23 protein-coding genes and 1 riboswitch are annotated in these 25221 nt (G+C 74.0%); of the genes, 12 read left to right on the top strand and 11 right to left on the bottom strand.

Going from position 1 to position 25221, the window contains the following annotated elements:
• Positions 1-70: 70 nt before the first annotated feature.
• Entirely contained in the window at positions 71-547 is a 477-nt protein-coding gene (ftsL, locus tag IE308_RS36315; protein ID WP_190221138.1) for a cell division protein FtsL, read from the bottom strand.
• 85 nt (positions 548-632) lie between these two features.
• Positions 633-1589: a 16S rRNA (cytosine(1402)-N(4))-methyltransferase RsmH gene (rsmH, locus tag IE308_RS36310; protein WP_110627620.1), complete on the bottom strand. Its 957-nt coding sequence runs from the start codon at positions 1587-1589 to the stop codon at positions 633-635.
• A gap of 466 nt (positions 1590-2055) precedes the next feature.
• Between rsmH and IE308_RS36305 the strand changes: the two genes are divergently transcribed.
• The 4 genes from IE308_RS36305 to IE308_RS36290 all read left to right on the top strand — a co-directional run bounded on the left by IE308_RS36305 (position 2056) and on the right by IE308_RS36290 (position 7775).
• Positions 2056-2598, top strand: a complete 543-nt coding sequence (locus IE308_RS36305; protein ID WP_110627621.1) for a beta-class carbonic anhydrase — start codon at positions 2056-2058, stop codon at positions 2596-2598.
• Positions 2599-2840: 242 nt separating this feature from the next.
• Positions 2841-3875, top strand: coding sequence for an AAA family ATPase (locus tag IE308_RS36300; RefSeq protein WP_110627622.1), 1035 nt, complete (start codon positions 2841-2843; stop codon positions 3873-3875).
• Positions 3875-5245 carry a DUF58 domain-containing protein gene (locus tag IE308_RS36295; protein WP_190221137.1) on the top strand — a complete coding sequence of 457 codons (1371 nt, stop codon included), beginning with the start codon at positions 3875-3877 and terminating at the stop codon, positions 5243-5245. The genes IE308_RS36300 and IE308_RS36295 overlap by 1 nt, the downstream gene beginning before the upstream one ends.
• A 31-nt stretch (positions 5246-5276) precedes the next feature.
• Positions 5277-7775 (top strand): transglutaminase TgpA family protein, encoded by a 2499-nt coding sequence (locus IE308_RS36290; protein ID WP_190221153.1) that lies wholly within the window; start codon positions 5277-5279, stop codon positions 7773-7775.
• Positions 7776-7916: 141 nt separating this feature from the next.
• Here IE308_RS36290 and IE308_RS36285 read toward each other — a convergent pair whose 3' ends face one another.
• The 3 genes from IE308_RS36285 to IE308_RS36275 all read right to left on the bottom strand — a co-directional run bounded on the left by IE308_RS36285 (position 7917) and on the right by IE308_RS36275 (position 10093).
• The gene (locus IE308_RS36285; protein WP_110627624.1) at positions 7917-8309 is read right to left on the bottom strand and encodes an SCO2097 family morphological protein; all 393 of its coding nucleotides are present in this window, start codon (positions 8307-8309) and stop codon (positions 7917-7919) included.
• A gap of 287 nt (positions 8310-8596) precedes the next feature.
• Positions 8597-9367, bottom strand: a complete 771-nt coding sequence (locus tag IE308_RS36280) for a methyltransferase (protein WP_110627625.1) — start codon at positions 9365-9367, stop codon at positions 8597-8599.
• Positions 9368-9526: 159 nt separating this feature from the next.
• Positions 9527-10093 carry an SAV_6107 family HEPN domain-containing protein gene (locus IE308_RS36275; RefSeq protein ID WP_190221136.1) on the bottom strand — a complete coding sequence of 189 codons (567 nt, stop codon included), beginning with the start codon at positions 10091-10093 and terminating at the stop codon, positions 9527-9529.
• Positions 10094-10290: 197 nt separating this feature from the next.
• On the opposite strand from IE308_RS36275, the gene IE308_RS36270 reads away from it, so the two are divergent.
• The 4 genes from IE308_RS36270 to IE308_RS36255 all read left to right on the top strand — a co-directional run bounded on the left by IE308_RS36270 (position 10291) and on the right by IE308_RS36255 (position 15801).
• Positions 10291-11142 carry an ATP-binding cassette domain-containing protein gene (locus IE308_RS36270; RefSeq protein WP_229909386.1) on the top strand — a complete coding sequence of 284 codons (852 nt, stop codon included), beginning with the start codon at positions 10291-10293 and terminating at the stop codon, positions 11140-11142.
• On the top strand, positions 11114-13198 hold the full coding sequence (locus IE308_RS36265) for a YhgE/Pip family protein (protein WP_190221134.1): 2085 nt from the start codon (positions 11114-11116) through the stop codon (positions 13196-13198). The genes IE308_RS36270 and IE308_RS36265 overlap by 29 nt, the downstream gene beginning before the upstream one ends.
• A gap of 35 nt (positions 13199-13233) precedes the next feature.
• Positions 13234-13860 carry a TetR/AcrR family transcriptional regulator gene (locus IE308_RS36260; protein WP_110627629.1) on the top strand — a complete coding sequence of 209 codons (627 nt, stop codon included), beginning with the start codon at positions 13234-13236 and terminating at the stop codon, positions 13858-13860.
• A 432-nt stretch (positions 13861-14292) separates the two neighbouring features.
• Positions 14293-15801 (top strand): phytoene desaturase family protein, encoded by a 1509-nt coding sequence (locus IE308_RS36255; RefSeq protein ID WP_190221133.1) that lies wholly within the window; start codon positions 14293-14295, stop codon positions 15799-15801.
• Between the two features lie 20 nt (positions 15802-15821).
• Here IE308_RS36255 and IE308_RS36250 read toward each other — a convergent pair whose 3' ends face one another.
• From IE308_RS36250 to IE308_RS36225, 6 genes are all read right to left on the bottom strand, one after another.
• Positions 15822-16769, bottom strand: a complete 948-nt coding sequence (locus IE308_RS36250; protein ID WP_190221132.1) for an SCO2102 family sporulation regulator — start codon at positions 16767-16769, stop codon at positions 15822-15824.
• A 56-nt stretch (positions 16770-16825) separates the two neighbouring features.
• Complete coding sequence (gene metF / locus IE308_RS36245; RefSeq protein WP_110627632.1) at positions 16826-17749, bottom strand: methylenetetrahydrofolate reductase [NAD(P)H]; 924 nt, start codon at positions 17747-17749, stop codon at positions 16826-16828.
• Between the two features lie 123 nt (positions 17750-17872).
• The gene (gene thiE / locus IE308_RS36240) at positions 17873-18523 is read right to left on the bottom strand and encodes a thiamine phosphate synthase (protein WP_190221131.1); all 651 of its coding nucleotides are present in this window, start codon (positions 18521-18523) and stop codon (positions 17873-17875) included.
• Between the two features lie 155 nt (positions 18524-18678).
• Complete coding sequence (locus IE308_RS36235; protein WP_103782680.1) at positions 18679-19044, bottom strand: Rv2175c family DNA-binding protein; 366 nt, start codon at positions 19042-19044, stop codon at positions 18679-18681.
• Between the two features lie 94 nt (positions 19045-19138).
• On the bottom strand, positions 19139-20410 hold the full coding sequence (locus tag IE308_RS36230) for an NAD(P)/FAD-dependent oxidoreductase (protein ID WP_190221130.1): 1272 nt from the start codon (positions 20408-20410) through the stop codon (positions 19139-19141).
• A gap of 32 nt (positions 20411-20442) precedes the next feature.
• Positions 20443-20793 (bottom strand): avidin-fold protein, encoded by a 351-nt coding sequence (locus tag IE308_RS36225; RefSeq protein WP_110627634.1) that lies wholly within the window; start codon positions 20791-20793, stop codon positions 20443-20445.
• Positions 20794-20845: 52 nt separating this feature from the next.
• Positions 20846-20957: riboswitch (TPP riboswitch) on the top strand.
• Between IE308_RS36225 and thiO the strand changes: the two genes are divergently transcribed.
• The 4 genes from thiO (at position 20955) to pknB (ending at position 25218) form a co-directional block, all read left to right on the top strand.
• Positions 20955-22121, top strand: a complete 1167-nt coding sequence (gene thiO, locus IE308_RS36220; RefSeq protein ID WP_190221129.1) for a glycine oxidase ThiO — start codon at positions 20955-20957, stop codon at positions 22119-22121. It overlaps the preceding riboswitch by 3 nt.
• Positions 22118-22318 (top strand): sulfur carrier protein ThiS, encoded by a 201-nt coding sequence (thiS, locus tag IE308_RS36215; protein ID WP_190221128.1) that lies wholly within the window; start codon positions 22118-22120, stop codon positions 22316-22318. Before thiO ends, thiS begins: the two co-directional genes overlap by 4 nt.
• A gap of 3 nt (positions 22319-22321) precedes the next feature.
• A complete protein-coding gene (locus IE308_RS36210; RefSeq protein WP_190221127.1) occupies positions 22322-23116 on the top strand; it encodes a thiazole synthase in 795 nt (264 codons plus the stop codon).
• Between the two features lie 152 nt (positions 23117-23268).
• Positions 23269-25218 (top strand): Stk1 family PASTA domain-containing Ser/Thr kinase, encoded by a 1950-nt coding sequence (pknB, locus tag IE308_RS36205; RefSeq protein WP_190221126.1) that lies wholly within the window; start codon positions 23269-23271, stop codon positions 25216-25218.
• Positions 25219-25221: the final 3 nt, after the last annotated feature.

Below are 25221 nucleotides of genomic sequence, written 5' to 3'. Positions count from 1 at the left end.
CGGGCGGGCCGCGCGGGGCCGGGCACGCGGCGGCGCGGCGGCTGCCTGCCGTAATCGTCGGCCACTTCCGTCACCTGCCGGGGGTCGTCGTCGGGGTGGTACTGACTGCGGGGGCGGGATAGGTCGGCATCGCCTCGGGGGCGAGGACCAGGGGCCGGCTCCCCCCGGCGGGCTCGGCGGCGGCCGGGGAGGGGACGCCGCGGACGGTGCCGTCGGGGGCGAGGAAGGCGGGGTCGCCGCCGGGCACCATGCCGAGTTCCCGGGCCCGCCGCTGCAGGGCCTGCGGGGCGGAGTAGGCGTCGACGTCCCGCTGGAGCGCCTGCTCTTCGTCGGTGAGGGACTTGGTGTCCTTCTGCAGGTCGTCGAGCTTGAAGGCGCCCTCGCTCAGCGCGGAGTTCAGCACCAGCAGCCCGATGAGGCCACCGCCGAGCAGCAGCACGACGAGCAGCACGAACGGCGTGCGGGCGGCCTGTCCCGGGGCCGCGGCCCCAGGAAGGAGCCGGGCGAGCCGGGCGGCCCGCCCCTTGAGTTCCGGTTTGCTGCTCACTCGCCCCCCTCAGGTCCGGTTTCCCCGGCCCGGCCGGTGGCCTGCGCTACGACGGGAACACCGGCGAAGCCCGCACCCGGGTGTGTCACTCCACGTCCTCCCTGATGCGCTCGGCCCCGCGCAGACGGGCGGGGGCGGCGCGGCGGTTCTCGGCGATCTCTTCCTCCGTGGGAAGTTCGGCACCGCGCGTCAGGAGCTTGAGCCGGGGCTGGTAGCGCTCGGGGACCACGGGCAGCCCGGGCGGCGCCGTGGAGGCGGCGCCGGCCGCGAAGACCTGCTTGACCAGCCGGTCCTCCAGCGAGTGGTACGACAGGACGGCGATCCGCCCGCCCACGCCGAGCGCCTTCACCGCGGCCGGGATCGCCCGCTCCAGCACGCTCAGCTCGCCGTTGACCTCGATGCGCAGCGCCTGGAAGGTGCGCTTGGCCGGGTTGCCGCCAGTGCGCTTGGCGGCCTGCGGCAGCGCGTCGCGGATCAGTTCGACCAGCCGGGCGCTGTTGCTGAACGGCTCCTTCTCGCGCTCGCGCACGACGGCGGCCACGATCCGCTTGGCCTGCTTCTCCTCGCCGTAGGCCCGCAGGATCCGCACCAGTTCACCCGGCGGATACGTGTTGAGGACCTCGGCCGCGCTGATGCCGGTCGTCTGGTCCATCCGCATGTCCAGCGGCGCGTCCTGGGCGTAGGCGAAGCCGCGGTCGGCCTCGTCGAGCTGCATGGAGGAGACACCGAGGTCGAACAGCACACCCTGCACGCGCGCGATGCCGAGCCGGTCGAGTACGGCGGGCAGCTCGTCGTAGACCGCGTGCACGAGGGTGGCGCGCTCGCCGTAGGGGGCGAGCCGCTCGCCGGACAGGCGCAGCGCCTCCTTGTCGCGGTCCAGGCCGATCAGCCGTGCCTCGGGGAACCGCGCGAGGAGTGCCTCGCTGTGGCCGCCGAGGCCGAGGGTGCAGTCGACCACCACCGCCCCGGGCCGCTCCAGGGCGGGCGCCAGCAGGTCCAGGCACCGCTGGAGCATCACCGGGACGTGTCGACTCTGGCTCAAGGGGCCCTCTCAGGTCCGGCGCGGACACGCACGCACCACCTGGTCCCCGCCCGCTCTGGAAGGGGAGGCCGGCCGGCGCCGGGGGCGTCGGCCGACCGGGAGCGGGAGGAGGCCGGGCCGTACGTACGCACCGCGCACGTGGGAGATCTCCGGACAGCGCGCCGGGTCTTACGGGTTCGGGGGTTCTCACGGAGGAGATCCGTCCAGCAGGGAGGGCCTCGCCTCCCGCTTCGCGTCACTTTAGTCCACCCTGTCTCGCGGTCAATCAACCGGCCTGCGCGTCGGCGGACCGGCGGGAGCGCGAACCGCCGGATCGGGGAAGACCACCCGCACGGCCGCGTCCCGGCCACCTGTGCGGGTCAGCTCGGGCCACCTGTGTGGGGTAGCTCACAGGAAGGACGTGATGACGCTCTTCTCCCGCTCTCACGGCGCGACCGGGTCGCCTGTGACCAGTAACGTCATGGGTATGACGACTCCTGCATCAGTTCCCACCGGCCCCGAGGGCGCCATACGCGGCACCGTGACCGACCGCCTCGTGGAGGCGAACGAGCAGTACGCCGCCAAGTTCAGCGACCCCGGCATGGACGCCCGCCCGGTCCTCGGCGTCGCGGTCGTGGCCTGCATGGACGCCCGTCTCGACCTGCACGCCGCGCTCGGCCTCCAGCTCGGCGACTGCCACACCATCCGCAACGCGGGCGGCGTGGTCACCGACGACGTGATCCGCTCCCTGACGATCAGCCAGCGCGCGCTGGGCACCCGCAGCGTGGTCCTCATCCACCACACCGGCTGCGGTCTGGAGTCCCTCACCGAGGAGTTCCGCCACGAGCTGGAGATGGAGGTCGGCCAGCGCCCGGCGTGGGCGGTGGAGGCGTTCCGGGACGTCGACCAGGACGTGCGGCAGTCGATGCAGCGGGTGCGCACCTCGCCGTTCCTGCTGCACACCGACGATGTGCGCGGCTTCGTCTTCGACGTGAAGACGGGTCTGCTGCGCGAGATCGACCCGGCGTAACCGGGACCGGCCCGTTCTCGTTTTTCGCGGATCCCGCTGCCCGCCGAGGCCGAAAAGGTCGTAAGAACTGACATATCGCGGCCTGTTGTCCACAGGCGAGTGACACGAATCGGTAACGGCAGCAAGAATGCGGAGTGTGGCGTCACGCGGAACTTTTCCCGGGTGGTGTCCGTGATTCGGGGTGGGCCGGTTTCGCAACGCAGAGCGTCGGCCCGGAGAAAGAACGGGCCGAGGAGGGCCGGGTGACGACCTATGACGAGCGAGCGAGCCTCACAGACCTGACTGCCACCGCGGAGAGGGTCCGCGGGTCGGTGGAAGGGGTGATCGAGGGCAAGCCCGAGGTCGTCCGGCTCACGCTCACCGTGCTGCTGGCGGAGGGGCATCTGCTGATCGAGGATGTCCCCGGCGTCGGCAAGACGATGCTGGCCAAGACACTGGCGCGGTCCATCGACTGCTCGGTGCGGCGCATCCAGTTCACGCCCGACCTGCTGCCCTCGGACATCACCGGCGTGTCGATCTGGGACCAGCAGCGCCGCGACTTCGAGTTCAAGCCGGGCGCGATCTTCGCGCAGATCGTGATCGGCGACGAGATCAACCGCGCCTCGCCCAAGACCCAGTCGGCGCTGCTGGAGTCGATGGAGGAGCGCCAGGTCACCATCGACGGGCAGACCTATGAGCTGCCGAGCCCCTTCATGGTGGTGGCCACGCAGAACCCGGTCGAGATGGAGGGCACCTACCCGCTGCCCGAGGCCCAGCGCGACCGCTTCATGGCCCGCGTCTCGGTGGGGTATCCCAGCGTCGAGGCCGAGCTGCAGATGCTCGACGTGCACGGCGGCGTCTCCCCGCTGGAGGACCTCCAGCCGGTGGCGCACGCGCACGACATCGTGAAGCTGATCGAGGCCGTCCGCGACATCCACGTCGCCGACACGGTCCGCAGGTACGCGGTCGAGCTGGTCGCCGCCACCCGGACCCACCCCGACCTCAGACTCGGCGCCTCCCCGCGCGCGACGCTGCACCTGCTGCGCGCGGCGAAGGCGTCCGCTGCCCTCAGCGGCCGGGAGTACGCGCTGCCGGACGACGTGCAGGCCCTCGCCGTCGCGGTGCTGGCGCACCGGCTGCTGCCCACCGCGCAGGCCCAGCTCAACCGACGTACCGCCGAGCAGGTCGTGCAGGAGATCCTCCAGCACACCCCGGTGCCCCAGGCGCCCCAGACCCATGGCTACGGCCTGGGCACCGCCGCCCCGGCCTACCCGCAGCAGCCCCCGCGGAGGCTGTGATGAGCACCGGGGGGACCGGGCGTCCGGAGGCCGACCGAGGGGAGAAGGGCGGCGTCCGGACCGCCCTGGCCGGGCTGACCACCCGCGGCCGTTCCTTCTTCGCCGCCGGCATCGCGGCGGCGATCTGCGCGTACGTCCTCGGGCAGGCGGACCTGCTGCGCGTCGGCCTGCTGCTCGCGGTGCTGCCGCTGGTGTGCGCGACCGTGCTGTACCGCACGCGCTACCGGGTCGCCGCCAGCCGCCGGCTCTCGCCCGCGCGGGTGCCGGCGAGCAGCGAGGCCCGGGTCCATCTGCGCATGGACAACGTCTCCCGGCTGCCCACGGGCCTGCTGATGCTCCAGGACCGGGTGCCCTACGTGCTCGGTCCGCGGCCCCGCTTCGTGCTGGACCGGGTCGAGGCGGGCGGCCGCCGCGAGGTGTCCTACCGGGTCCGCTCGGACCTGCGCGGCCGGTACGCGCTCGGGCCGCTGCAGCTGCGGCTGTCCGACCCGTTCGGCATGTGCGAGCTGACCCGCTCCTTCTCCGCCTACGACACGCTGACGGTGATCCCGCGGGTCGAGCCGCTGCCGCCGGTCCGGCTGACCGGCGAGGCGAAGGGGTACGGCGACGGGCGGCTGCGTTCGCTGGCGCTGGCCGGCGAGGACGACGTGATCCCCCGCGGCTACCGCTACGGCGACGACCTGCGCCGTGTCCACTGGCGCTCCACCGCGCGCTACGGCGAGCTGATGGTGCGCCGCGAGGAGCAGCCGCAGCGCTCGCGCTGCACGGTGCTGCTGGACACCCGGGGCATCGCCTACCGCGGCGCGGGACCCGACTCGGCCTTCGAGTGGGCCGTGGGCGGTACGGCGTCGGTGCTGGTGCACATGCTGGAGCGGGGGTTCTCGGTGCGGCTGCTGACCGACACCGGCAGCTCGGTGCCCGGCGAGGGCGCGGACGGCTTCGCGGGCGCGAGCCAGGAGTCCGCGGACGCGGCCGGGCTGATGATGGACACCCTGGCGGTGATCGACCACTCGGACGGCACCGGCCTGTCCCACGCGTACGACGTGCTGCGCGGCGGGAACGAGGGGCTGCTGGTGGCGTTCTTCGGCGACCTCGACGAGGAGCAGGCCGCGGTGGCGGGGCGGATGCGGCAGCGCAGCGGGGGCGCGATCGCCTTCGTGCTGGACAGCGATGTGTGGGGCCGTGAACCGAACGACGTGCCCGGACCGATGAACAGGACACAGGACCGGCTGCGGATGCTGCGGGAGGCGGGCTGGACCGCCGTGGAGGTGCCCCGGGGGGCCTCGCTGACCGCGCTGTGGCAGCAGGCGGACCGGCTGCGCACGGGTGTGCTGTCGGCCGGCGGGACGGGGACGGGGGAGGCGCGGTGACGACCGGGACGAGCGAGGGAGGGCCGCGGTGCTGAGCAGTCGGGCCCGGCTGGCCCTGTGCGCCTGGGCGGCCACGCTGATGGCGGCGTGCGCGCTGCTGCCGCTGGTCGACCCCGCCACCTGGATCCTGCAGGCGGCGTTCCTGCTGGGCGTCCAGTCGGTCGTGGGAGCGGCGACGCGGCGCATCCCGCTGGCCCGCCCGGTCACCGTGGCCGCGCAGACGCTGGTCACGCTGGTCCTGCTCACGCTGCTGTTCGCCCGGCAGCAGGCGCTCGGCGGGCTGCTGCCCGGCCCGCAGGCCTTCCAGCACTTCGCCGACCTGCTCCAGCAGGGCTCGGACGACATCGCGCGGTACGCGATCCCGGCGCCGCTGGAGTCCGACGGCATCCGGCTGATGCTGGTCGGCGGGGTGCTGCTGATCGGGCTGCTGGTGGACACGCTCGCGGTCACCTTCCGCAGCGCGGCCCCGGCCGGTCTGCCGCTGCTCGCGCTGTACTCGGTCGCGGCGGGTCTGTCCGACGGGGCGGGCGACTGGGTGTGGTTCCTGCTCGCTGCGGCCGGCTATCTGATGCTGCTGCTCGCCGAGGGGCGGGAGCGGCTGTCGCAGTGGGGCCGGGTGTTCGGCGGGGCGCCCCGGATGCCGGGGGCCGCGCCGGGGCCGCTGGCACCGGTGCGCACCGGGCGGCGGATCGGCGCGGTCGCGCTGGGCATCGCCCTGGTGGTGCCGCTGCTGCCGCTGCCCGCGATACAGGGCGGCCTGCTGGACAGCGCGCGCACCGGCGTCGGCGCGGGCACCGGCAGCGGGGGCACGATCTCCGCGGTCAACCCGCTGGTGTCGCTGCGCGACAGCCTGAACGTGGACCAGGACCAGACGGTGCTGACCCTGCGCACCACGTCGCCCACCCTGACCGACATGTATCTGCGGATCGTGTCCCTGGACGACTTCGACGGCACGACGTGGAAGCCGGCCAAGCGGCGCATCACCTCGGTGCCGGACGCGTTGCCGACGCCGCCCGGCCTGTCCGCGGACATCCTGCGCTCGGAGGTGCGGACCCGGATCACCGCCGCCGACGGGTACCGGCAGGAGTGGCTGCCGATGCCGTACCCGCCGAGCGCGGTGCAGGTGGGCGGCGACTGGCGGTACGAGCCGGTGGGCATGACGCTCGTCGGCGACCACCGCCAGACCACCAGCGGTCTCACCTACGACGTGACGAGCCTGGACGTGCAGCCGACGGCCGACCAGCTGGCCGCGGCGCCGAGGCCCCCGGCGGCCATGGCCCGCGACTACACCAAGGTGCCGGATTCGCTGCCGGCGGTGGTGGCGCGCACGGCCCGTGAGGTCACCGCGGGCGCGGCGACGGACTACGCGCGTGCGGTGAAGCTGCAGGACTACTTCTCCATCAACGGCGGCTTCCAGTACGACACCGAGGTGGACGTCGGCAGCGACTCCGGCGCGATCGCCCGGTTCCTGCGGGACAAGCAGGGCTTCTGCATCCACTTCTCGTTCGCGATGGCGGCGATGGCCCGCACGCTCGGCATACCGGCCCGGGTCGCCGTGGGCTTCGCGCCGGGCTCCCCGCAGACGGACGGTTCGGTGGCGGTGGGCCTGAAGGACGCGCACGCCTGGCCGGAGCTGTACTTCGAGGGCGTGGGCTGGACCCGCTTCGAGCCGACGCCCAGCCGGGGGACGACGCCGTCGTACACGGTGGCGGACACCCCAGGCAACAGCGTCCCGGACATCCCGCGGCCGACGCAGTCGGCGGGCGTCGGCCCGTCGGCGTCCGCGTCGAACAGCGCCGGCTGCGACGCGCTGGACAAGCGGCTCGAGGCCTGCGCCGGGGCGCTGCCGCCGGTCGCGGGCGACCAGGGCGGCAGCGGTACGCCGTGGTGGGGTGTCCTCGGCTGGTCTCTGCTGGGGCTCGCGCTGGCCGCGGTGCCGCTGGCGCCGATGCTGTGGCGGATGCGGCGGCGGGCCGTGCGGCTGGCCTCGGCGCAGCACGGGCCGGACGCGAGCGGCGCGGCCGGCCCGGCGCGGGAACGCGGCGGGGCCGCTGGGGGCAGGGCGTCCGCCACCGGGCCGGCCATGACGGCAGGGCCTGGGGAGGAGGCTTTGGCGGCCTCCGGTCATGTCCTCGCCGTGTGGCGGGAGGTGACCGACACGGCCTGGGACTACGGCATCCCACCGGACGAGGCGCTGACGCCGCGCAAGGCGGGGGCGCGGATCGCGCGGCTCGGCGAGCTGGACGAGCGGGCGTCGGCGTCGGTGCACCGGGTGGCGGGCGCGGTGGAGCAGGTGCTGTTCGCGCCGCGTCCACAGGCGCAGGCCGGGCTGGCGGAGGACGCCCGCAGGCTGCGGGCGGCGCTGCGGGAGCGGGTCGGCTGGACGACGAGGCTGCGGGCGGTCGTCGCGCCCCGTTCGGCCATCCGGGCGGTCTGGGACCTCGCGGACCGCTGGACGGCCGTCAGGGCCCGCTGGACGGCCCGCTGGACGGCGCTGCTGCGGCGCCCGTCGGGCCAGCAGAGCGGCTGAGGCGAGACTTGTCCGGCCGGCCCGGCCGGACAAGTCCGCCGGACATCGCCGGCCCGGCCGGAGAAGTCCGCCGGACATGCTTGAGGGGGCGACCACTTCGGTGGTCGCCCCCTCAAAGGATGTCCGATGGCCGTCCGGCGGTCAGTGCCCCTGCTGCTCGTCGCGGCGCCGCTGCCAGCGCTGCTCGATGCGGTCCATCACGGAGCGCCTCGCCCGGCCCTGGTGCCGCGCGTGCGGCGGGGCACCGGTCTGTTCGCCCGGCTTGGGGGCCTTGCGCCAGCCGGTCACGGCGAGCACCGCGCACCCCAGCATGACGAGGAAGCCCACCACACTGAGCCAGACCTGCTTGGCGACCATTCCAGCCATGAGGAGCGCAATTCCCACGAGGAAGCCCGCGACCGCCTGGTAGACCCGCCGCCGGGTGTACGTACGCAGCCCGCTTCCCTCAAGCGCCGACGCGAACTTGGGATCTTCGGCGTACAGCGCTCGCTCCATCTGCTCGAGCATGCGCTGCTCGTGCTCCGAGAGCGGCACGGAGTCCTCCTCATCGTGCAGTCGCCGGGGCGACCCGGGGGGTCTCTTCAGGATAGGCAGGGAATCGCCCCCGTGAAACCCGCCCCTCTGCGCCAATTGAGCAACCGGGATCCGCCATGCGCGTCCCGGCTCGCTGAGGCTTCCATTCCCCGGCGGCCGGCCCGTCATGCCGGGCGGTCTCCCTCGATCATACGGCGCCGCGCCCCCGAACGGAGGGCCTGTGGCGTACTCCATCTGCGGCGCAGGCGCTGATCAGCGGCGCGGTGCCGGGCGTCACGGCAGACGGCTCAGGCCCCTGTGGCACCTGGGGTCTCACCGAGCACATGGAGCTGCGTGGCCACGGAGTGGAACGCCGGCAACTCGGCCGCGGCCTCCTCCAGCTTCAGCAGCGCCTCCAGCGCGCCGGGCTCGGTGTCGACGAGGACGCCGGGCACCAGGTCGGCGAAGACCCGCACGCCGTGCACCGCGCCGACCCGCAGGCCCGCGCCCTCGACCAGCGCGGTGAGCTGCTCGGCGGTGAAGCGGCGCGGCACGGGGTCGCCGGCGCCCCAGCGACCGCTCGGGTCGTCGAGGGCCTGCTTGGCCTCCTTGAAGTGGCCGGCGAGGGCGCGTGCGAGGACGGCGCCGCCGAGGCCGGCGGCGAGCACGCTGAGGACGCCCTCGGAGCGCAGCGCCGCGACGGCGTTGCGGATGCCCTCGGCGGGGTCGTCGACGTACTCCAGCACGCCGTGGCACAGCACCGCGTCGTAGCCGCCGCGCTCGACCACGTCGAAGAGGCCGTGGGCGTCGCCCTGCACGCCCTTGACCCGGTCGGCGACCCCGGCCTCGGCGGCGCGGCGCTCCAGCGCGAACAGGGCGTTGGGGCTGGGGTCGACGACGGTGACGCGGTGGCCGAGCCGGGCGACGGGCACGGCGAAGTTGCCGCTGCCGCCTCCGGTGTCGAGGACGTCGAGCGACTCCCGTCCCGTGGCCTTGACCCGGCGGTCGAGGGCGTCCTGGAGGACGTCCCACACCACGGCGGTACGGAGAGAGGCGCGGGGTCGCATCGGGTCCGACACGGCAGTTGACTCCTCGGCGCGGCACCGCCACTTGCACGGCGGCGCGAACGGGCTGCCTCCCCTCGGCCCGGGGACGGAGAAAGGAGGCTTCAGGCGCCTCCACCCTATTGCCTCCTCGTCCCCACCTGGCCATTGCGGTCGCCGATGGGCCGCCGCGGGTCAGCCGGCGTCGGGCATCCCGGCCTCCCGCTCCCCCGCGCCGCGCGGCTCGTCGGTGTCCTGGCGGGGCTGGGGCAGGACCGGCTGGAGGACCAGCATGCGCTCGACGAGGCGGAGGAACATCGCCACGTCGCGTATCAGGTCGTCGGCGTCCCGGCGGCTGGCCGCGCCCTGGATGCCGGCCTCCGCCCGGGCGCGGCGCCGGGCCCCGGAGGCGAACAGCGCGCTCCACTCGGTGAGTTCGGGCGCGATCTCGGGGAGCACTTCCCAGGCGCTCCGGATCCTGGCCCGCTTGCGCGGTGAACTCTCGGGCCGCCCGCGGGCGGCGAGCACGGCCGCCGCGGTGCGCAGGGCGGCGAGGTGGGCGGTGGCGTACCGCTCGTTGGGGGTTTCGAGGACGGCGGCCTCGTCGAGGCCGGCGCGGGCCTGGGCGAGCAGGTCGAGGGCGGCGGGCGGGGCGCTCGCCCGGCGCAGCACGGGGTGCACGTCGCTCGCCGGGCCGGTCAGTGAGGGTGCAGGGCCGGTGGCGCGGCGCCGGCGGGCGGCTGCTGCGTGGGAGCTGGCCATGACGAACCTCCTGTCGTCTGTCGACGGCACGCTCCGCATCGGAGTGCCGTATGTGCTCATCGTGCGGTATGCCACTGACAATCCGATCTGACCTGGGCTTTTGCCTCGATCGAAGGTTCGGGCTAGTTTTTGCACTGACCAGTCAGTTCAAAAAGTCGCCCCGTCACGGGGCGACTCACGCCAGAGGGGGTGGGACTGTGGCCGGAGCAGGTGTCGTCGCCGACAACCTCGGGCTGCGAGGTCCCCGCGGCTGGGCGTTCCGCGGCGTCGACCTCGCCGCGGAGCCCGGTTCGCTGATCGCGGTGGCGGGGCCGTCCGGCTCCGGCCGCACCTGCCTGCTGCTCGCGCTCACCGGGCGGATGCGGCCCACCGAGGGCACGGCCGCCGTGGACGGCCTGCGGCTGCCCCGGCAGATGGCCGCCGTCCGCAGGATCAGCGCGCTCGCGCACGTGCCGGGGGTGACCGACCTCGACCCGGCACTCACCGTGGGCGAGCACCTGCGCGAGCGGGCGCTGCTGCAACGCCGGTTCGGGGACTCGGTGCGCTCGCTGCTGCGCCCACGCGCGCAGCGCGCCGCCGAGAGCCGGCTGCGCGTCGAGGCGGCGCTGGAGGCCGCCGGGCTCGACCGCGAGGCGCTGCCGAAGGGCTCCCGCACCGCCGTACGGGATCTGGAGCGGCTGGAGGCGCTGCGGCTGTCCGTCGCGCTCGCCCTGATCGGCCGCCCGCGGCTGCTCGGCGTCGACGACACCGACCTGAAGCTGTCGGACGCGGAACGGGGTGAGGTCTGGGCGCTGCTGCGGTCGCTGGCCGAGACCGGCACGACCGTGGTGGCGGTGTGCAGTGAGGCCCCGCAGGACGCGGTGACCGTGTCCACGGCCGTACCGGTGGACGGGGCGGAGGGGGCGGAGGGAACGGGCACCGACGCCGATGCCGAGGCGGGCGCCTGCGCCGATGCTCAAGCCCAGCCGGATGCCGATGCCGATGCCGCCGTCAGCGGCGACGACCCGAAGGAGGCCGAGGATGCGCACTCCGCGACTGGCCGCGCTTGAGCTGCGGCGCTTCGGCCGGGGCAGGCTGCCGCGCGCCGCGCTCGTGGCGCTCCTGCTGCTGCCGCTGCTGTGCGGCGCCCTGTACCTGTGGTCCTTCTGGGACCCGTACGGCCGTCTCGACCGGATCCCCGTGGCGCTCGTCAACGCGGACCGGGGCGCGACCGTGGACGGCAAGAGGATCACCGCGGGCGACGACATCGCCGGGCGGCTGCGCGACTCACGGACCTTCGACTGGCACGAGGTCGGCGCCGAGGAGGCGCGCCGGGGCGTCGAGGACGGCACCTACTACCTGTCGCTGACCATGCCGTCCGACTTCAGTGCCCGGATCGCCTCCAGCTCCGGCGACGCTCCGGAGGCGGGCGCGCTGCAGGTGCGCACCAACGACGCGAACAACTACATCGTCGGGCAGATCTCCCGGAGCGTGTTCAGCGAGGTGCGCACGGCCGCGTCCACGAAGACGGCGCGTTCCTTCCTGGACCGCATCTTCGTCTCCTTCTCCGACATCCACGACAAGACCGTCGAGGCCGCCGGCGGCGCCGACAAGCTCAGCAGCGGCATCGGCAAGGCGGAGAAGGGCTCCAAGGACCTCGCCGACGGGCTGAAGGACGCCAAGGAGGGCAGCGGCAAGCTGTCCGGCGGGCTGAAGAAGCTCTACAAGGGCGCGGGTGACCTGGAGGACGGCTCGGCGCGGGTCGCCGAGGGCACCCGGCAGCTCGCCGCGAAGGTCAACGGGACCGCCGGCAAGGTGCGTCCGTTCCTGAAGGACAACGAGAAGACCATCGGCGACACCGCGCAGCTCGTCGCCGACTCCGCCGGCGGTATCCGGCACAACCTCGACACGCTGGTGGAGCGGGCCCCCGGTGCCGCCCGGCGCGCCCACGCCGCCGCCGACCTGCTCGACGGCGTCTACGAGCGGCGCTGCGAGACGCCGGTGCTGCCCGACGCGGCCTGCGACGACCTGGAGAAGGCGAAGACGGGCGCCGCCGACGTGGCGGTCGTCGCCGACGACCTCAACGCCCTGATCGCCGACCAGGACGGCGACCTGAAGGCGCTCGACACGCACCTCGCCACCCTGCAGAAGCAGGCCCAGGCGCTCGCCGACCGCGCCCCGCACCTGTCGGAGGACCTCGACGACGCCGTAGCGAAGATCAACAAGCTGAACAGCGGCGCCGCCGCGGTCGCCAAGGGCGCGAAGACGCTGCACACCGGCCTCGGTACCGCGAAGAAGGGCGCGGTCGCCCTGGACACGGGCGTGGGCCGGCTGAAGACGGGCGCCGAGACGCTCAGCGGCGGCATGTACCGGCTGGTCGACGGCTCCGGCAAGCTCGCCGGCGGGCTGCACGACGGCGCCGGGAAGATCCCCGACTACGACGAGCAGGAGCGCGACCGGCGCACCGGCGTGATGGCCGACCCGGTCCGGCTCGCCGCCCGGGACCTGCACGACGCGCCGAACTACGGCACCGGGTTCGCCCCGTACTTCATCCCGCTGTCGCTGTGGGTGGGCGCGATGGTGGCGTACATGCTCATCCCGCCGATGAACCGGCGCGCGCTCGCCGCGGGCGCCCCCTCCTGGCGGATCGCGCTCGCGGGCTGGCTGCCGGTGGCGGCGATCGGGGTGGTGCAGTCGGCGGCGCTGATGGCGGTGCTGCACTGGGCGGTCGGCCTGCAGCCGGTCCGGGCGGCCGGCACGGTGGGCTTCCTGTTCCTGGTCACGGCCTGTTTCGCGGCGATCGTGCAGTGGCTGAACGCCCGTTTCGGCGCGGCCGGCCGGATCCTCGTGCTCGCGCTGCTGATGCTCCAGTTGACCTCGGCGGGCGGCACGTACCCGGTGCAGACCTCCCCGGAGTTCTTCAACGCGATCCACCCGTACCTGCCGATGAGCTACGTCGTCCAGGCGCTGCGGCGGCTGATCACCGGCGGTGGCCTGGGGCCCGTGTGGACGGCCTGCGCGGTGCTGGCGGCCTTCACCGCGGGCGCCCTCGCGCTCACCGCGCTGTCGGCGCGCCGCCGCCAGGTCTGGACGCTGGACCGACTGCACCCGGAGCTGAGCCTGTGACCACGCGCGCGTGCGTTCCTGTGACAATCAGGGCCATGGAAAGCAGCACCACGTCGGGCGGCACCTCCCGCCGCGAGGCCACCCGGCAGAAGCTCTACGAGGCGGCCGTCACGCTCATCGCCGAGCAGGGCTTCTCCGCCACCACGGTGGACGAGATCGCCGAACGGGCCGGCGTCGCGAAGGGCACCGTCTACTACAACTTCGCGAGCAAGTCCGTCCTCTTCGAGGAGCTGCTGCGGCACGGGGTGGGCCTCCTCACCGCGTCCCTGCGGGAGGCCGCCGAGAGCACCGCCCGGGGAGGCGGCTCCAAGGTGGACGCGCTGGACGCGATGATCCGCGCGGGGCTCGTCTTCATCGACCGCTACCCGGCCTTCACCCAGCTGTACGTGGCCGAGCTGTGGCGCACCAACCGGGCCTGGCAGTCCACGCTCATGGTGGTCCGGCAGGAGGCGGTCGCGGTCGTGGAGGGCGTGCTGCGCGAGGGCGTGGCGGGCGGCGAGTTCAGCGAGGAGATCGACGTCCCGCTCACCGCGGCGGCGCTCGTCGGCATGGTGCTGGTGGCCGCGCTGGACTGGAAGTCCTTCCAGCCGGAGCGCTCCCTGGACGATGTGCACGCGGCGCTGTCCCGGCTGCTCCAGGGCCGGGTGAGCGGGCGCCGCTGACGGCACGCGAAAGCGCCGGTCAGGTGTGGCCGCGTCCCCCGACGGGCCCCGCCTGAACCGGCGCTTCCGCTCGCTCCCCCGTGCGCCCCCGTACGTTCCCCCGCCGGGACCCCCGTTGCGCGGTCGTCCCCCGGGTTCCCCCGTGCCTCGCTCCCGCCGGCTCCTCGGCCGGCGGAAGGAGCGGATCGAGGGCGGCTCCGTTCCGGCGCCCCGTGTCGCCGGTGCCGGAGCCGTGCCCTGTCTCCGTGCCTCCACTCTCCCGTCCGGGCGGGCCCTGCCCCATCCGCGCGGGTACTCATCTCCCTGCTTAGGTACGGATACTCAGCCCTGCGCACTCACCCCCAGCCCGCCCGCGGGCCGTCTGGTGCCGGGGACGGGCGTGCGGCTACTCCCCCGGCCGGAGTGTCGGTGGCGGCGGATAAAGTCGCAGGCATGGCACGGATTGCGGTGATCGGCGCCGGGATGGGCGCCCTGGCGGCGGCCGCCCGGCTGGCCGTGGCAGGCCACCGGGTGGTGGTGTACGAGCGGACGGAGACGTACGGCGGTGCGCTGCGCCGCTTCGAGCGGGACGGCTTCCGCTTCGACACCGGTCCCGGGCTGCTGCCGCTGCCGGCGGTCTGGCGCGACCTGTTCGTGAAGACGGGCAAGGAGCCGCTGGAGGCCTGCGTCGACCTGGTCCAGGTCGACCCGGCGGCCCGCCACGTCTTCCCGGACGGCACGGAGGTCCCGCTGCCGAACGCCTCCCGTGCCGGGGTCGTCGCCGCCCTCGACGAGACGCTGGGCGCCGGGGCGGGTGAGCGCTGGGGCGACTTCCTGGTCCGCGCGCGCGAGACGTGGGACCGCACCCGCCGGCCCCTGCTGGAGGAGCCGCTGTGGCCGAACTGGCGGGTGCTGGCCGACAAGGAGCCGTACCCGTCGGTGCCGGTCAAGCGGCTGCTGCGCACGCGGCGTGCACGCACGCTCCGCGAGATCGGCACCTGGGAGCTGCGCGACGAGCGCCTGGCCGCCCTGCTGGAGAGCCATGTCCTCGCGTACGGCGTGGACCCGCGCACCGCTCCGGCGAGCGCGGCGGTACTGCCGTACATGGAGCACGCCTTCGGGATGTGGTACGTCCGCGGCGGCCTGCGCGAGCTGGCCCGCGCGGTGTACGAGCGGTGCCTGGCCCGCCGGGTGGAGTTCGTCTTCGGTGCTGAGGTCACGGGCGTCGTGGAGAAGGACGGCCGGGCGGCGGGGGTGGAGCTGGCCGACGGCACGGTGGCCGAGGCGGACCATGTCGTGGCGGACGTGGACCCGGCGCGGCTGCGCGTCCTCACGGACCGCGTCCTCGACGAGGACGGCGATGTGCGGGCCGACCCGGCGACGGTAGGGCCCGGGCGGGCCGTGCTGCTGCTGGCGCTGCGCGGCGAGCGCGAGCCGGGGGCCGCGCACCGCACGGTGGTCCACGCGCCGGACGGCGAGAAGGAGCTGGACTTCCTGGTGGCGACGGGCGGCGAGGAGCTGCCGTGTCCGACGGTGACGGTGCTGCGCCCGGACGACCCCACGCTGAGCCCCGAGGGGCACGAGTCGGTGGTGGTGTCGGCGGTGGTGCCCGCCGACCTTCCGTGGGAGTCCGAGGCCACGGTACGGCGCTGCACGGATGTGCTGCTGGAGGCCGCCGGGCGGGCGGTCCCCGGCCTGCGCGAGCGTCTGCTCTGGCACGAGTTGCGCACCCCGGACCGCACCGAGGACGAGACGGGCGCCCGCTTCGGCGCCGTGCCCCCGCCCGCGCTCGCCGCCGGGCGGGGTCGTCACCTGCACCCGGCGAACGCCACCCGGCTGCCCGGCCTGTACCGGGTCGGCGGGTGGTCCCACCCCGGCGGCGGGCTGCCGCACGCCGGTATGTCGGGTGCGCTGGTCGCCGGGCTGATCGTGGAGGGGCCGGAGTTCCGCGGGTCGCAGTGAGGCGGCGACCCGCGTAGACCTCAGAAGCGGTACTGCTCGTCGAAGCCGTTGCCGGCGGTCTGCCCGTTGCCCTGCTGGTGGTACGGGTAGGCCTGCTCGGGCGGCAGCTCGCCGCCGTAGGAGTCGTCGCTGCGCTGCTGCGGGACCCAGGCGCCGCCGGGCGGGGTCGTGCCGTCGTAGCCGCCGGTGCCGTACTGGTCCTGGCCGTACGCCTGCTGGCCGTAGGCCTGGCCGCCGTAGGTCGTGTCGTACGTGGGGCCGCCGTAGGTCTGGGTGCCGATGTACGGGTCGGAGTAGGCGGCGTACTGCTGCTGGCCCGTGGTGTCGTAGCCGTACTCGCCGTAGCCGGAGTAGGAGGCGTCGTAGCCGTAGGTCTGGTCGGCGCTCTGGGCGGTGGCGGCGTACTGGTCCTGGGGCTGGGCGGCGCCGGCGTGGGCCGGGTCGCCGTAGATGCCGTAGGAGCCGGTGTCCTCGGGCAGGGGCTGCGGCTGGTAGACGGCGGTGGCGTCGGTGGCCGGGCGCGCCGGGGTGAAGACGTCGTCGCGGTCGGCGTCGTCGTCGTGGCCGTAGGAGATCCGCTCGCCGTAGGCGCCGGTGTCCGCCGCGTCGTCCGCGTAGCCGTCGTCGGCGGCCTGGAGGTCGGAGACCTCCAGGGTGGGCTCCCGGCGGTCCGCACCGCCGCGCCGCCGCTTGCTGCCGCCGCTGTCGGCGGCCGGGCGGCTGACCGCCCAGCCGGCGGCGAAGCCGCGCCGGAAGGACAGCGTGACGTAGGTCTGCCCGACCGCGAAGGCGACGGCTCCCAGCGCGATGACGAGGACAGACGGGATCAGTACACCGAGGACGACGCCGAGGAACCCGACGAACGCGAGGAGCCGCCAGCGAAGCCGTGCCTTGTACTGCAGCAGCACTTCACCGAGCAGCCACAGCGCGACGACGCCGAACGCGATGTAGAGGACCGTCCAGCCCATGTACGCCCCTCTCCCAGTGGCCGCTGTGCAGTGTGTCGTATGGCAGTGCGACCGGTCTAGGCCTGCGGCGGGTGGTGCAGACCCAGGTTCTCGTAGATTTCCAGCGTCGCCGTGGAGCTGTTGAGCGTGATGAAGTGCAGACCGGGCACACCCTCGGCCAGCAGCCGCGCGCAGAACTCCGTGGCGAATTCGATGCCAATGGAGCGTACAGCGGACGGATCGTCTTTTGCTGTGAGGATCCGCTCTTTCAGACTGTCGGGAAAAGCGGCGGTGCTCAGCTTCGGCAGCCGCTCCAGCATCTTGATGCTGGTCACGGGCAGGATCTCGGGGATCACCGGGGTGTCGCAGCCGGCCGCGACGACCTTGTCGCGCAGCCGCAGGTAGGGCTCCGGGTGGAAGAACATCTGTGTGATGGCGTAGTCCGCGCCCGCGCGGCACTTGTCGACGAAGTGCCGTACGTCCGTCTCCCAGTCGGTGGAGCGCGGGTGCATCTCCGGGAAGGCGGCGACGCCGACGCAGAAGTCGCCCGACTCCTTGATGAGCCGGACGAGCTCCGCCGCGTACGTCAGCCCCTGCGGGTGCGGCACCCAGGCACCCATGGGGTCGCCGGGCGGGTCGCCGCGCACGGCGAGCATGTTGCGGATGCCGGCGTCGGCGTACTGGCCGATGATGTTGCGCAGTTCGGCGATGGAGTGGTCGACCGCGGTGAGGTGGGCGACCGGCGTGAGCGTGGTGTCCGCGACGATCTGCTCGGTCTCCTTGACCGTGCCCGCGCGGGTGGAGCCGCCGGCACCGTAGGTCACGGAGACGAAGTCGGGGGCGACCGCCTCGACCCGCCGGAGCGCGCTCCACAGGTTCCGCTCGCCCTTGGGGGTCTTCGGCGCCGAGAACTCGAACGAGTACGTCGTCTTGCCGGTGGCGAGGATGTCGCGCACGGTGCGTGCGCGATCCGTCCTGGTGGATGCGGTTCCGAGGGCCATACGGGCAGGTTAGCCAGGGGTGGGCGGTCCCCCAACCGGATCCCGGATATTTGCCCGAATTGCCCGCTCTCTGTCCACCCCTTGGACAGTCACCGGTCCCGCATCCGGGGAAAGCGGCGCTGCTCAGACCTGCCGCAGCCGCTTGGCGAACTCGGCGGCGGCCGCGGCGGGGTCGTCCGCCTCGGTGATCGCCCGGACCACCACGACCCGGCGGGCGCCCGCCTCGATCACCTCGTCGAGGTTGCCGAGGTCGATGCCGCCGATGGCGAACCAGGGGCGGTCGGTGCCGAGCGCGGCCGTGTGCCGGACCAGGTCGAGGCCGGGCGCGGGGCGGCCGGGCTTGGTGGGGGTGGGCCAGCAGGGGCCGGTGCAGAAGTAGTCCACGCCGTCCTGGGCGGCGGCCGCCTCGGCCTCGGCCGTGGAGTGCGTGGAGCGGCCTATGAGCACCTCGTCGCCGAGGATCGCGCGGGCCGCGGGCACCGGCAGGTCGCCCTGCCCGAGGTGGAGGACGTCGGCGCCGGCGGCGTGGGCGACGTCCGCGCGGTCGTTGACCGCGAGGAGCTTGCCGTGCCGGGCGCAGGCGTCGGCGAAGACCTTCAGGTGCTCAAGTTCCTCGGCCGCCTCCATGCCCTTGTCGCGCAGCTGCACGATGTCGACCCCGCCCGACAGGGCCGCGTCCAGGAACGCGGGCAGGTCGCCCTGGCGCCGGCGCGCGTCGGTGCAGAGGTAGAGCCGCGCGTCGGCGAACCGGGCGCGGGCGTCGGTGTGCAGCATGCGGGATCCCCCCAGGGTGGGTGCCGTGTCGGTGGCGTACGGGCCGGGCCCGACGGCCTTCGGGGCCGTGCTCGTCCGAGGCCGTGGCCTGCGCGGACGCGGGCCCGGCCCGTACGCCGGACGGTGTTCGGTGGTGCGGCGGTGCGGCGGTCGGCTCAGACGGCGAGCGCCTGGGCGCGGCGCTTCACCTCCGTGCCGCGATTCTCGCTCAGAGCCTGCGCGGGGGTGCCGGGCAGGCTCGGGTCGGGGGTGAAGAGCCATTCGATCATCTCTTCGACCGTGAAGCCGTCGTCCCGCAGCAGGGTCAGGGTCCCGGACAGGCCCTTGACGACCTTGTCCCCGTCGATGAAGGCGGCGGGGACGTGCAGCGCGCGGTTCTCACCACGGCGTACGGCGATGAGCTGGCCCTCCTTGACCAGCTGCCGCACGCGCGTCACCTCGACGCCGAGCATTTCGGCGATGTCGGGGAGGGTGAGCCAGGCGGGGACGAGAGCATCGATTTTTGCGTCAATCTCGGTCACGGAAACAAGACTGCCATCTGCCACTGACAGTCGGAAGCCGGGCCGGTCCACCTGGGGAAACACACCCCCGGGCGGGTCAGGGTCCACCGGCAGGTCACACCCCGCGGGCGGGTCGGGCCACGGCGGCCTTCAGGGGCCGTGCCGGGTCCGCCAGCAGCTCCGCGTCCATGGGGGTGCCCGCCTCGATCAGGCGGCGCCCCTGGGCCAGGTCCCGCGGCCGGCCGACGGCCAGGAGGGCGACCAGCCGGCCCTTGCGCAGCCAGCACACCGTCCAGGCGGGCCCCTCGGCGTCACCCCGCCAGACCATGCGGTCGGCGGCGGCGTGGTGCCCGGCGTACTGGACGAACCGGCCGAACTGCTCCGACCAGAAGTACGGCACCGGGTCGTAGACCGCGGGCGGCGCCCCGGTGGCCGCGCCGACGATGTTCGCGGCGACGGTGCGCGGGCCCTGCAGGGCGTTGTCCCAGTGGTGGACCAGCAGCCGCTCGCCGTAGCGGGCGGACGGGAAGGAGGCGCAGTCGCCGACGGCGTACACGTCGGGCACGGAGGTGCGCAGGCGGTCGTCGGCGACGACCTCGCCGTGCGCGCCCAGCTCGACGCCGGACCCGGCCAGCCAGCGGGTGGCCGGGCGGGCGCCGATGCCGACGACGACCGCGCCGGCGGGCACGCGCGTGCCGTCGTCGAGCAGCACCGCGCCGGGCTCGACCCGCGCCACGCGCGCGTGCGTACGCAGGACGGCGCCGCTGTCGGCGTACCAGGCGGTCATCGGCGCGGCGACCTCGGCGGGCAGCGCCCCGGCGAGCGGGCGGTCCGCGGCCTCGACGACGGTGACCGCGCAGCCGGCCTCGCGCGCGGCGGTGGCGAACTCGGCGCCGATCCAGCCGGCGCCGACGACCACGATGTCGTGCTGGCGCTCCAGCACCGGCCGCAGCCGTTCGGCGTCGTCGAGGGTGCGCAGCAGGTGCACGCCGGGGACGCCCTCGGCGCCGGGCAGCTGGACGGGTTCGGCGCCGGTGGCGACGACCAGCACGTCGTACGGCACGGGCCCGGCCTCGGTGTCCAGCTCGTGGTCGGCCGGGCGCAGGCCGGTCACCTCGCGGCCCAGCACCAGCTCGATGCCGAGCCCCTCGAAGTCGACGTCGAATGCGGAGCCCTCGGCGGTGCCGAGCAGGACGGCCTTGGACAGCGGGGGCCGGTCGTAGGGCTGGTGGGGTTCGGCGCCGATCACGGTCACCGTGCCCGTGAAGCCCTGTTCGCGCAGGGCGACCGCGGTCTGCACGCCGGCCATGCCCGCGCCGACGATCACCACGCGCCCGGCCTGTGCCGCGCCCTGCCGCCCGGCCTGTTCCGGTGTCTGCTCGCTCACCTGATCACCCTAGCCAACTGACTCTCCGTCAGTCAGGGCCCCGGCTCGGTGACCTGCTCCACAACGCTGGTCCCGCTGCCCGCCTGGGACTCCCACTGCCACGCCTCCTCCAGCCGGACCCGCCCGTCGGGCAGCTCCACGACCGTGGACACGCAGTGCCCGGAGGAGGTGGTGCCGTCGGTCTTGAGCTGCACGTACCGGAAGTCCAGCCGGTCCTCGCGCCGGGTACCCACGAGGTGCCCGCGCACGACGTCGCCGCCCGCGTACTCGGCCCAGATCTCGCCGTCCTTCTCGTGGTAGGTGAACCGGGTGCGCGTGCCCACCTGGCCGGGGGCCTGGTCGGCCACCGGCGCGAGGACGAGGCCGTCGAGAGACCGGACCATGACAAAAGGCTCCCTTACACAGGCGCGGACGGGACGGTTAGGGTGGCCACCGTAAAGCACTCGCGGGAGCCCGGACGCACCGGGCTGAGAGGGAGGCTGGCGGCCTCCGACCGTACGAACCTGATCCGGGTCATGCCGGCGAAGGGAGGGGCTGGACGCCCATGTCGCCTACGCGTACGTCAGACGTCCTCGTCATCGGGGGCGGGATCATCGGGCTGGTGACGGCCTGGCGGGCCGCGCAACGCGGCCTCGCCACCGCGGTCGTCGATCCGGCACCGGGCGGCGGAGCCGCGCAGGTCGCGGCCGGGATGCTGGCCGCCGTCACCGAACTGCACTACGGCGAGCAGACCCTGCTCGGCCTGAACCTCGCCTCGGCCCGCCGCTACCCCGCCTTCGCGGCCGAGCTGACCGAGGCCACCGGGCAGGACCTCGGCTACCGCCGCTGCGGCACCCTCGCCGTCGCACTCGACGCCGACGACCGGGCCCACCTCAGGGAACTCCACGCGCTGCAACGGCAGTCGGGCCTTGAGTCGGAGTGGCTGACCGGGCGGGAGTGCCGCCGCCTGGAGCCGATGCTCGCGCCCGGCGTGCGCGGCGGGCTGCGGGTCGACGGCGACCACCAGATCGACCCGCGGCGGCTCGCGGCGGCCCTGGTCACCGCGTGCGAGCGGGCCGGGGTCGTCTTCCACCGGGAGTGGGCCGAGCGGCTCACGCTCGTCCGGGACCGGGCCGCCGGTGTGCTCACGCGCGCGGGGGCCGCGCTCGGCGCGGGGCAGGTGGTCCTCGCCGCCGGCAGCCTCAGCGGCCGGCTGGCCGGTGTCCCCGAGGAGGTCCTGCCGCCGGTACGGCCGGTGAAGGGCCAGGTGCTGCGGCTGACCATGCCGGAGCGGCACGGGCCGTTCCTCAGCCGGACCGTACGGGCCGTCGTACGCGGCAGCCACGTGTACCTGGTGCCGCGCGAGAACGGCGAGCTGGTCATCGGCGCGACCAGCGAGGAGCTGGGCTGGGACACCACGGTCACCGCGGGCGGCGTGTACGAACTCCTGCGCGACGCGCACGAGCTGGTGCCGGGCCTCACCGAACTCCCGCTGACCGAGACCCGGGCCGGACTGCGGCCCGGCTCCCCCGACAACGCGCCCCTGCTCGGCCCGACCGCGCTGGACGGGCTGCTGCTCGCCACCGGGCACTACCGCAACGGCGTCCTGCTCACGCCGGTCACCGGGGACGCCCTGGCGCACGCCCTGACGACCGGTGAACTCCCCGGTGAGGCCCGCCCGTTCACCCCCCAGCGGTTCCGCACCGCCGCCCTCACGGAGCAGCCCGCATGAACATCACCGTCAACGGACAGCCGCGCCACGTCGCGCCCGGCACCGCTCTCGACACCGTCGTGAAGTCCCTGACCGCCGCGCCCTCGGGGGTGGCTGCCGCACTCAACGAGACCGTCGTGCCGCGCACCCAGTGGCCGGTCACCGCGCTCGCCGACGGCGACCGCGTCGAGGTCCTGACCGCCGTCCAGGGAGGCTGAACCATGGCAGACGACCCCTTCGTCCTCGGCGGTACGGCGTTCTCGTCCCGCCTGATCATGGGCACGGGCGGCGCGCCCAGCCTGGAGGTGCTGGAGCGGGCGCTGGTCGCCTCCGGCACGGAGCTGACGACCGTCGCGATGCGGCGGGTGGACCCGTCGGTGCACGGCTCGGTGCTGTCGGTACTGGACCGCCTCGGCATCCGCGTCCTGCCGAACACGGCGGGCTGCTTCACCGCGGGCGAGGCGGTGCTGACCGCCCGCCTGGCGCGGGAGGCGCTCGGCACGGACCTGGTCAAGCTGGAGGTCATCGCCGACGAGCGGACGCTGCTGCCGGACCCGATCGAGCTGCTGGACGCGGCGGAGACGCTGGTGGACGACGGGTTCACGGTCCTGCCGTACACCAACGACGACCCGGTGCTGGCGCGGAAGCTGGAGGACGTCGGCTGCGCGGCGATCATGCCGCTGGGCTCGCCCATCGGGTCCGGGCTCGGCATCAGGAACCCGCACAACTTCCAGCTGATCGTGGAGCACGCGCGCGTGCCGGTGATCCTGGACGCGGGGGCCGGTACGGCGTCGGACGCGGCGCTGGCGATGGAGCTGGGGTGCGCCGGGGTGATGCTGGCCTCCGCCGTGACGCGGGCGCAGGAGCCGGTGCTGATGGCTGCCGCCATGCGCAACGCGGTGGAGGCGGGGCGGCTCGCGTACCGGGCGGGGCGGATTCCCCGGCGGCACTTCGCCGAGGCGTCTTCTCCTGCGGAGGGCATGGCGCGCCTGGACCCCGAGAGGCCTGCCTTCTGAACGTCCCTCCGAGCGGCACCCGGCGCTGTGGGCACAGCCAGGCCGGCGGTCCGACCGGCTGATCGTCGCGACACGTCACAGCTCGGCTGCAGTCGGGATCCGATCTTGTCGGTGGGGCGGGGGTGTCAGTCGTGGCTCGTAGACTCGCGTCCGTGGACACGACCCTTCAGGACCCTCTCGTCGGGCAGGTGCTCGACGGTCGTTACCGCGTGGACGCGCGGATCGCGGTCGGCGGGATGGCCACGGTCTACCGGGCCGTGGACACCCGCCTGGACCGCGTGCTCGCGCTGAAGGTGATGCACCCCGCGCTCGCGGCCGACGGCACGTTCGTCGAGCGGTTCATCCGGGAGGCGAAGTCGGTCGCCCGGCTCGCCCACCCCAATGTCGTCCAGGTCTTCGACCAGGGCACCGACGGGTCCTACGTGTACCTGGCGATGGAGTACGTCGCCGGGTGCACCCTGCGTGACGTGCTGCGCGAGCGCGGGGCGCTCCAGCCGCGGGCCGCGCTGGACATCCTGGAGCCGGTGCTCGCCGCGCTCGGTGCCGCGCACCGGGCCGGGTTCGTGCACCGGGACATGAAGCCGGAGAACGTGCTCATAGGGGACGACGGCCGGGTCAAGGTCGCCGACTTCGGGCTGGTGCGGGCCGTGGACACCGTCACCAGCACCACCGGCGCCGTCCTCGGCACCGTGTCCTATCTGGCGCCGGAGCAGATCGAGCAGGGCGTCGCCGACCCCCGCGTCGACGTGTACGCGTGCGGTGTCGTGCTGTACGAGATGCTGACTGGCGAGAAGCCGCACGACGGGGACTCCCCCGCGACGGTGCTCTACAAGCACCTGCACGAGGACGTGCCGCCGCCGTCGGCCGTGGTGCCGGGGCTGCCGTTCGCGCTGGACGAGCTGGTGGCGTCGGCCACCGCGCGCACGGCGCAGATCCGGCCGCACGACGCGGTGGCGCTGCTGGCGCAGGTCCGAGAGGCGCGCGCCGGGCTTACCGAGGAGCAGCTGGACGCCGTACCGCCGCGGGCGCGGACCGGGGAGCACGACATCGCGGAGGACCGTACGAGTGTCATCCCGCGTGCGCTGACGCTGCCCCGCCCGCTGCCGGTGAACGAGGACGACGAGGATGTCGCCGTTGCCGCCGACGAGCGGGAGGTCTTCCACCGCACCAGCCGGCTGGAGACACCGCCGCCCGCTCCGCCGCGGCGGCGCCTCGCGCGGCCCCGGCAGCGGGTCCTGACGATCGTCGCCGCGGTGCTGGTGGTGCTCGGTCTGGGCGCGGGTGTCTGGTACATCAACTCGGGCCAGTTCACCAAGGTGCCGCCGCTGCTGGCGAAGACGGAGGCGCAGGCGCGGTCCGACCTGAAGGACGCCGGGCTGGACGTCACCGTGCGGCGGGCCTACAGCGACACCGTCAAGCGCGGCACCGTCATCAGCACCGATCCCGCGCCGGGTGCCCGGATCCGTGGCAACGGCTCGGTGACGCTGACCGTCTCGCGCGGCCCGGAGACGGTGAAGGTGCCCGACCTCCAGGGGTACCGGCTGGACAAGGCGCGGTCCGTGCTGAAGGACAGCGGTCTGGAGCCGGGCATGGTCACCCGGGAGTTCAGCGACGACGTCCCCAAGGGCTTCGTGATCGACTCGGACCCGCCGGCCGGCACCGAGCGGCACGCGGACTCGGCGATCGCGCTGACCGTCAGCAAGGGCAGCCCCGTCGAGGTGCCCGATGTCACCGGCGAGGACCTGGCCGAGGCGAAGTCCGACCTGGAGGGCGCCGGTCTCAAGGTCGAGGTGGCCGCGGAGCGGGTCAACTCCGAGCACGACGCGGGGAAGGTCGCGGCGCAGACCCCGGGCAGCGGCAGCGAGGCCGCCGAGGGCGACACGGTGACGCTGACCCTGTCCAAGGGCCCCGAGATGGTCGAGGTGCCGGACGTGGTGGGCGAGAGCGTGGACGACGCCAAGCGGGACCTGAAGGCGGCCGGTTTCGAGGTCGACGAGGACCGGGGCCTGCTGGGCCTGTTCGGCGACACGGTCAAGAAGCAGTCCGTGGACGGCGGCGAGCCGGCGCCCAAGGGATCAACGATCAAGATCACCATCCGGTGACGT

The sequence above is a fragment of the Streptomyces griseosporeus genome (assembly GCF_014656055.1).
Classification (GTDB): Bacteria; Actinomycetota; Actinomycetes; order Streptomycetales; family Streptomycetaceae; genus Streptomyces; species Streptomyces griseosporeus.
This window is presented reverse-complemented; position numbering and strand designations above follow the sequence as displayed.

What these genes read in the sequence shown, in the direction of transcription:
- thiO (WP_190221129.1), top strand. Translation starts at nt 20,955, where the DNA reads ATGTCGCCTACGCGTACGTCAGACGTCCTCGTCATCGGGGGCGGGATC.
- IE308_RS36295 (WP_190221137.1), top strand. Translation starts at nt 3,875, where the DNA reads ATGAGCACCGGGGGGACCGGGCGTCCGGAGGCCGACCGAGGGGAGAAG.
- IE308_RS36210 (WP_190221127.1), top strand. Translation starts at nt 22,322, where the DNA reads ATGGCAGACGACCCCTTCGTCCTCGGCGGTACGGCGTTCTCGTCCCGC.
- IE308_RS36250 (WP_190221132.1), bottom strand. Translation starts at nt 16,769, where the DNA reads ATGGGCTGGACGGTCCTCTACATCGCGTTCGGCGTCGTCGCGCTGTGG.
- IE308_RS36260 (WP_110627629.1), top strand. Translation starts at nt 13,234, where the DNA reads ATGGAAAGCAGCACCACGTCGGGCGGCACCTCCCGCCGCGAGGCCACC.
- thiE (WP_190221131.1), bottom strand. Translation starts at nt 18,523, where the DNA reads ATGCTGCACACCGACGCCCGCGCCCGGTTCGCCGACGCGCGGCTCTAC.
- thiS (WP_190221128.1), top strand. Translation starts at nt 22,118, where the DNA reads ATGAACATCACCGTCAACGGACAGCCGCGCCACGTCGCGCCCGGCACC.
- IE308_RS36225 (WP_110627634.1), bottom strand. Translation starts at nt 20,793, where the DNA reads ATGGTCCGGTCTCTCGACGGCCTCGTCCTCGCGCCGGTGGCCGACCAG.
- IE308_RS36265 (WP_190221134.1), top strand. Translation starts at nt 11,114, where the DNA reads ATGCGCACTCCGCGACTGGCCGCGCTTGAGCTGCGGCGCTTCGGCCGG.
- IE308_RS36275 (WP_190221136.1), bottom strand. Translation starts at nt 10,093, where the DNA reads ATGGCCAGCTCCCACGCAGCAGCCGCCCGCCGGCGCCGCGCCACCGGC.
- IE308_RS36305 (WP_110627621.1), top strand. Translation starts at nt 2,056, where the DNA reads ATGACGACTCCTGCATCAGTTCCCACCGGCCCCGAGGGCGCCATACGC.
- metF (WP_110627632.1), bottom strand. Translation starts at nt 17,749, where the DNA reads ATGGCCCTCGGAACCGCATCCACCAGGACGGATCGCGCACGCACCGTG.
- IE308_RS36255 (WP_190221133.1), top strand. Translation starts at nt 14,293, where the DNA reads ATGGCACGGATTGCGGTGATCGGCGCCGGGATGGGCGCCCTGGCGGCG.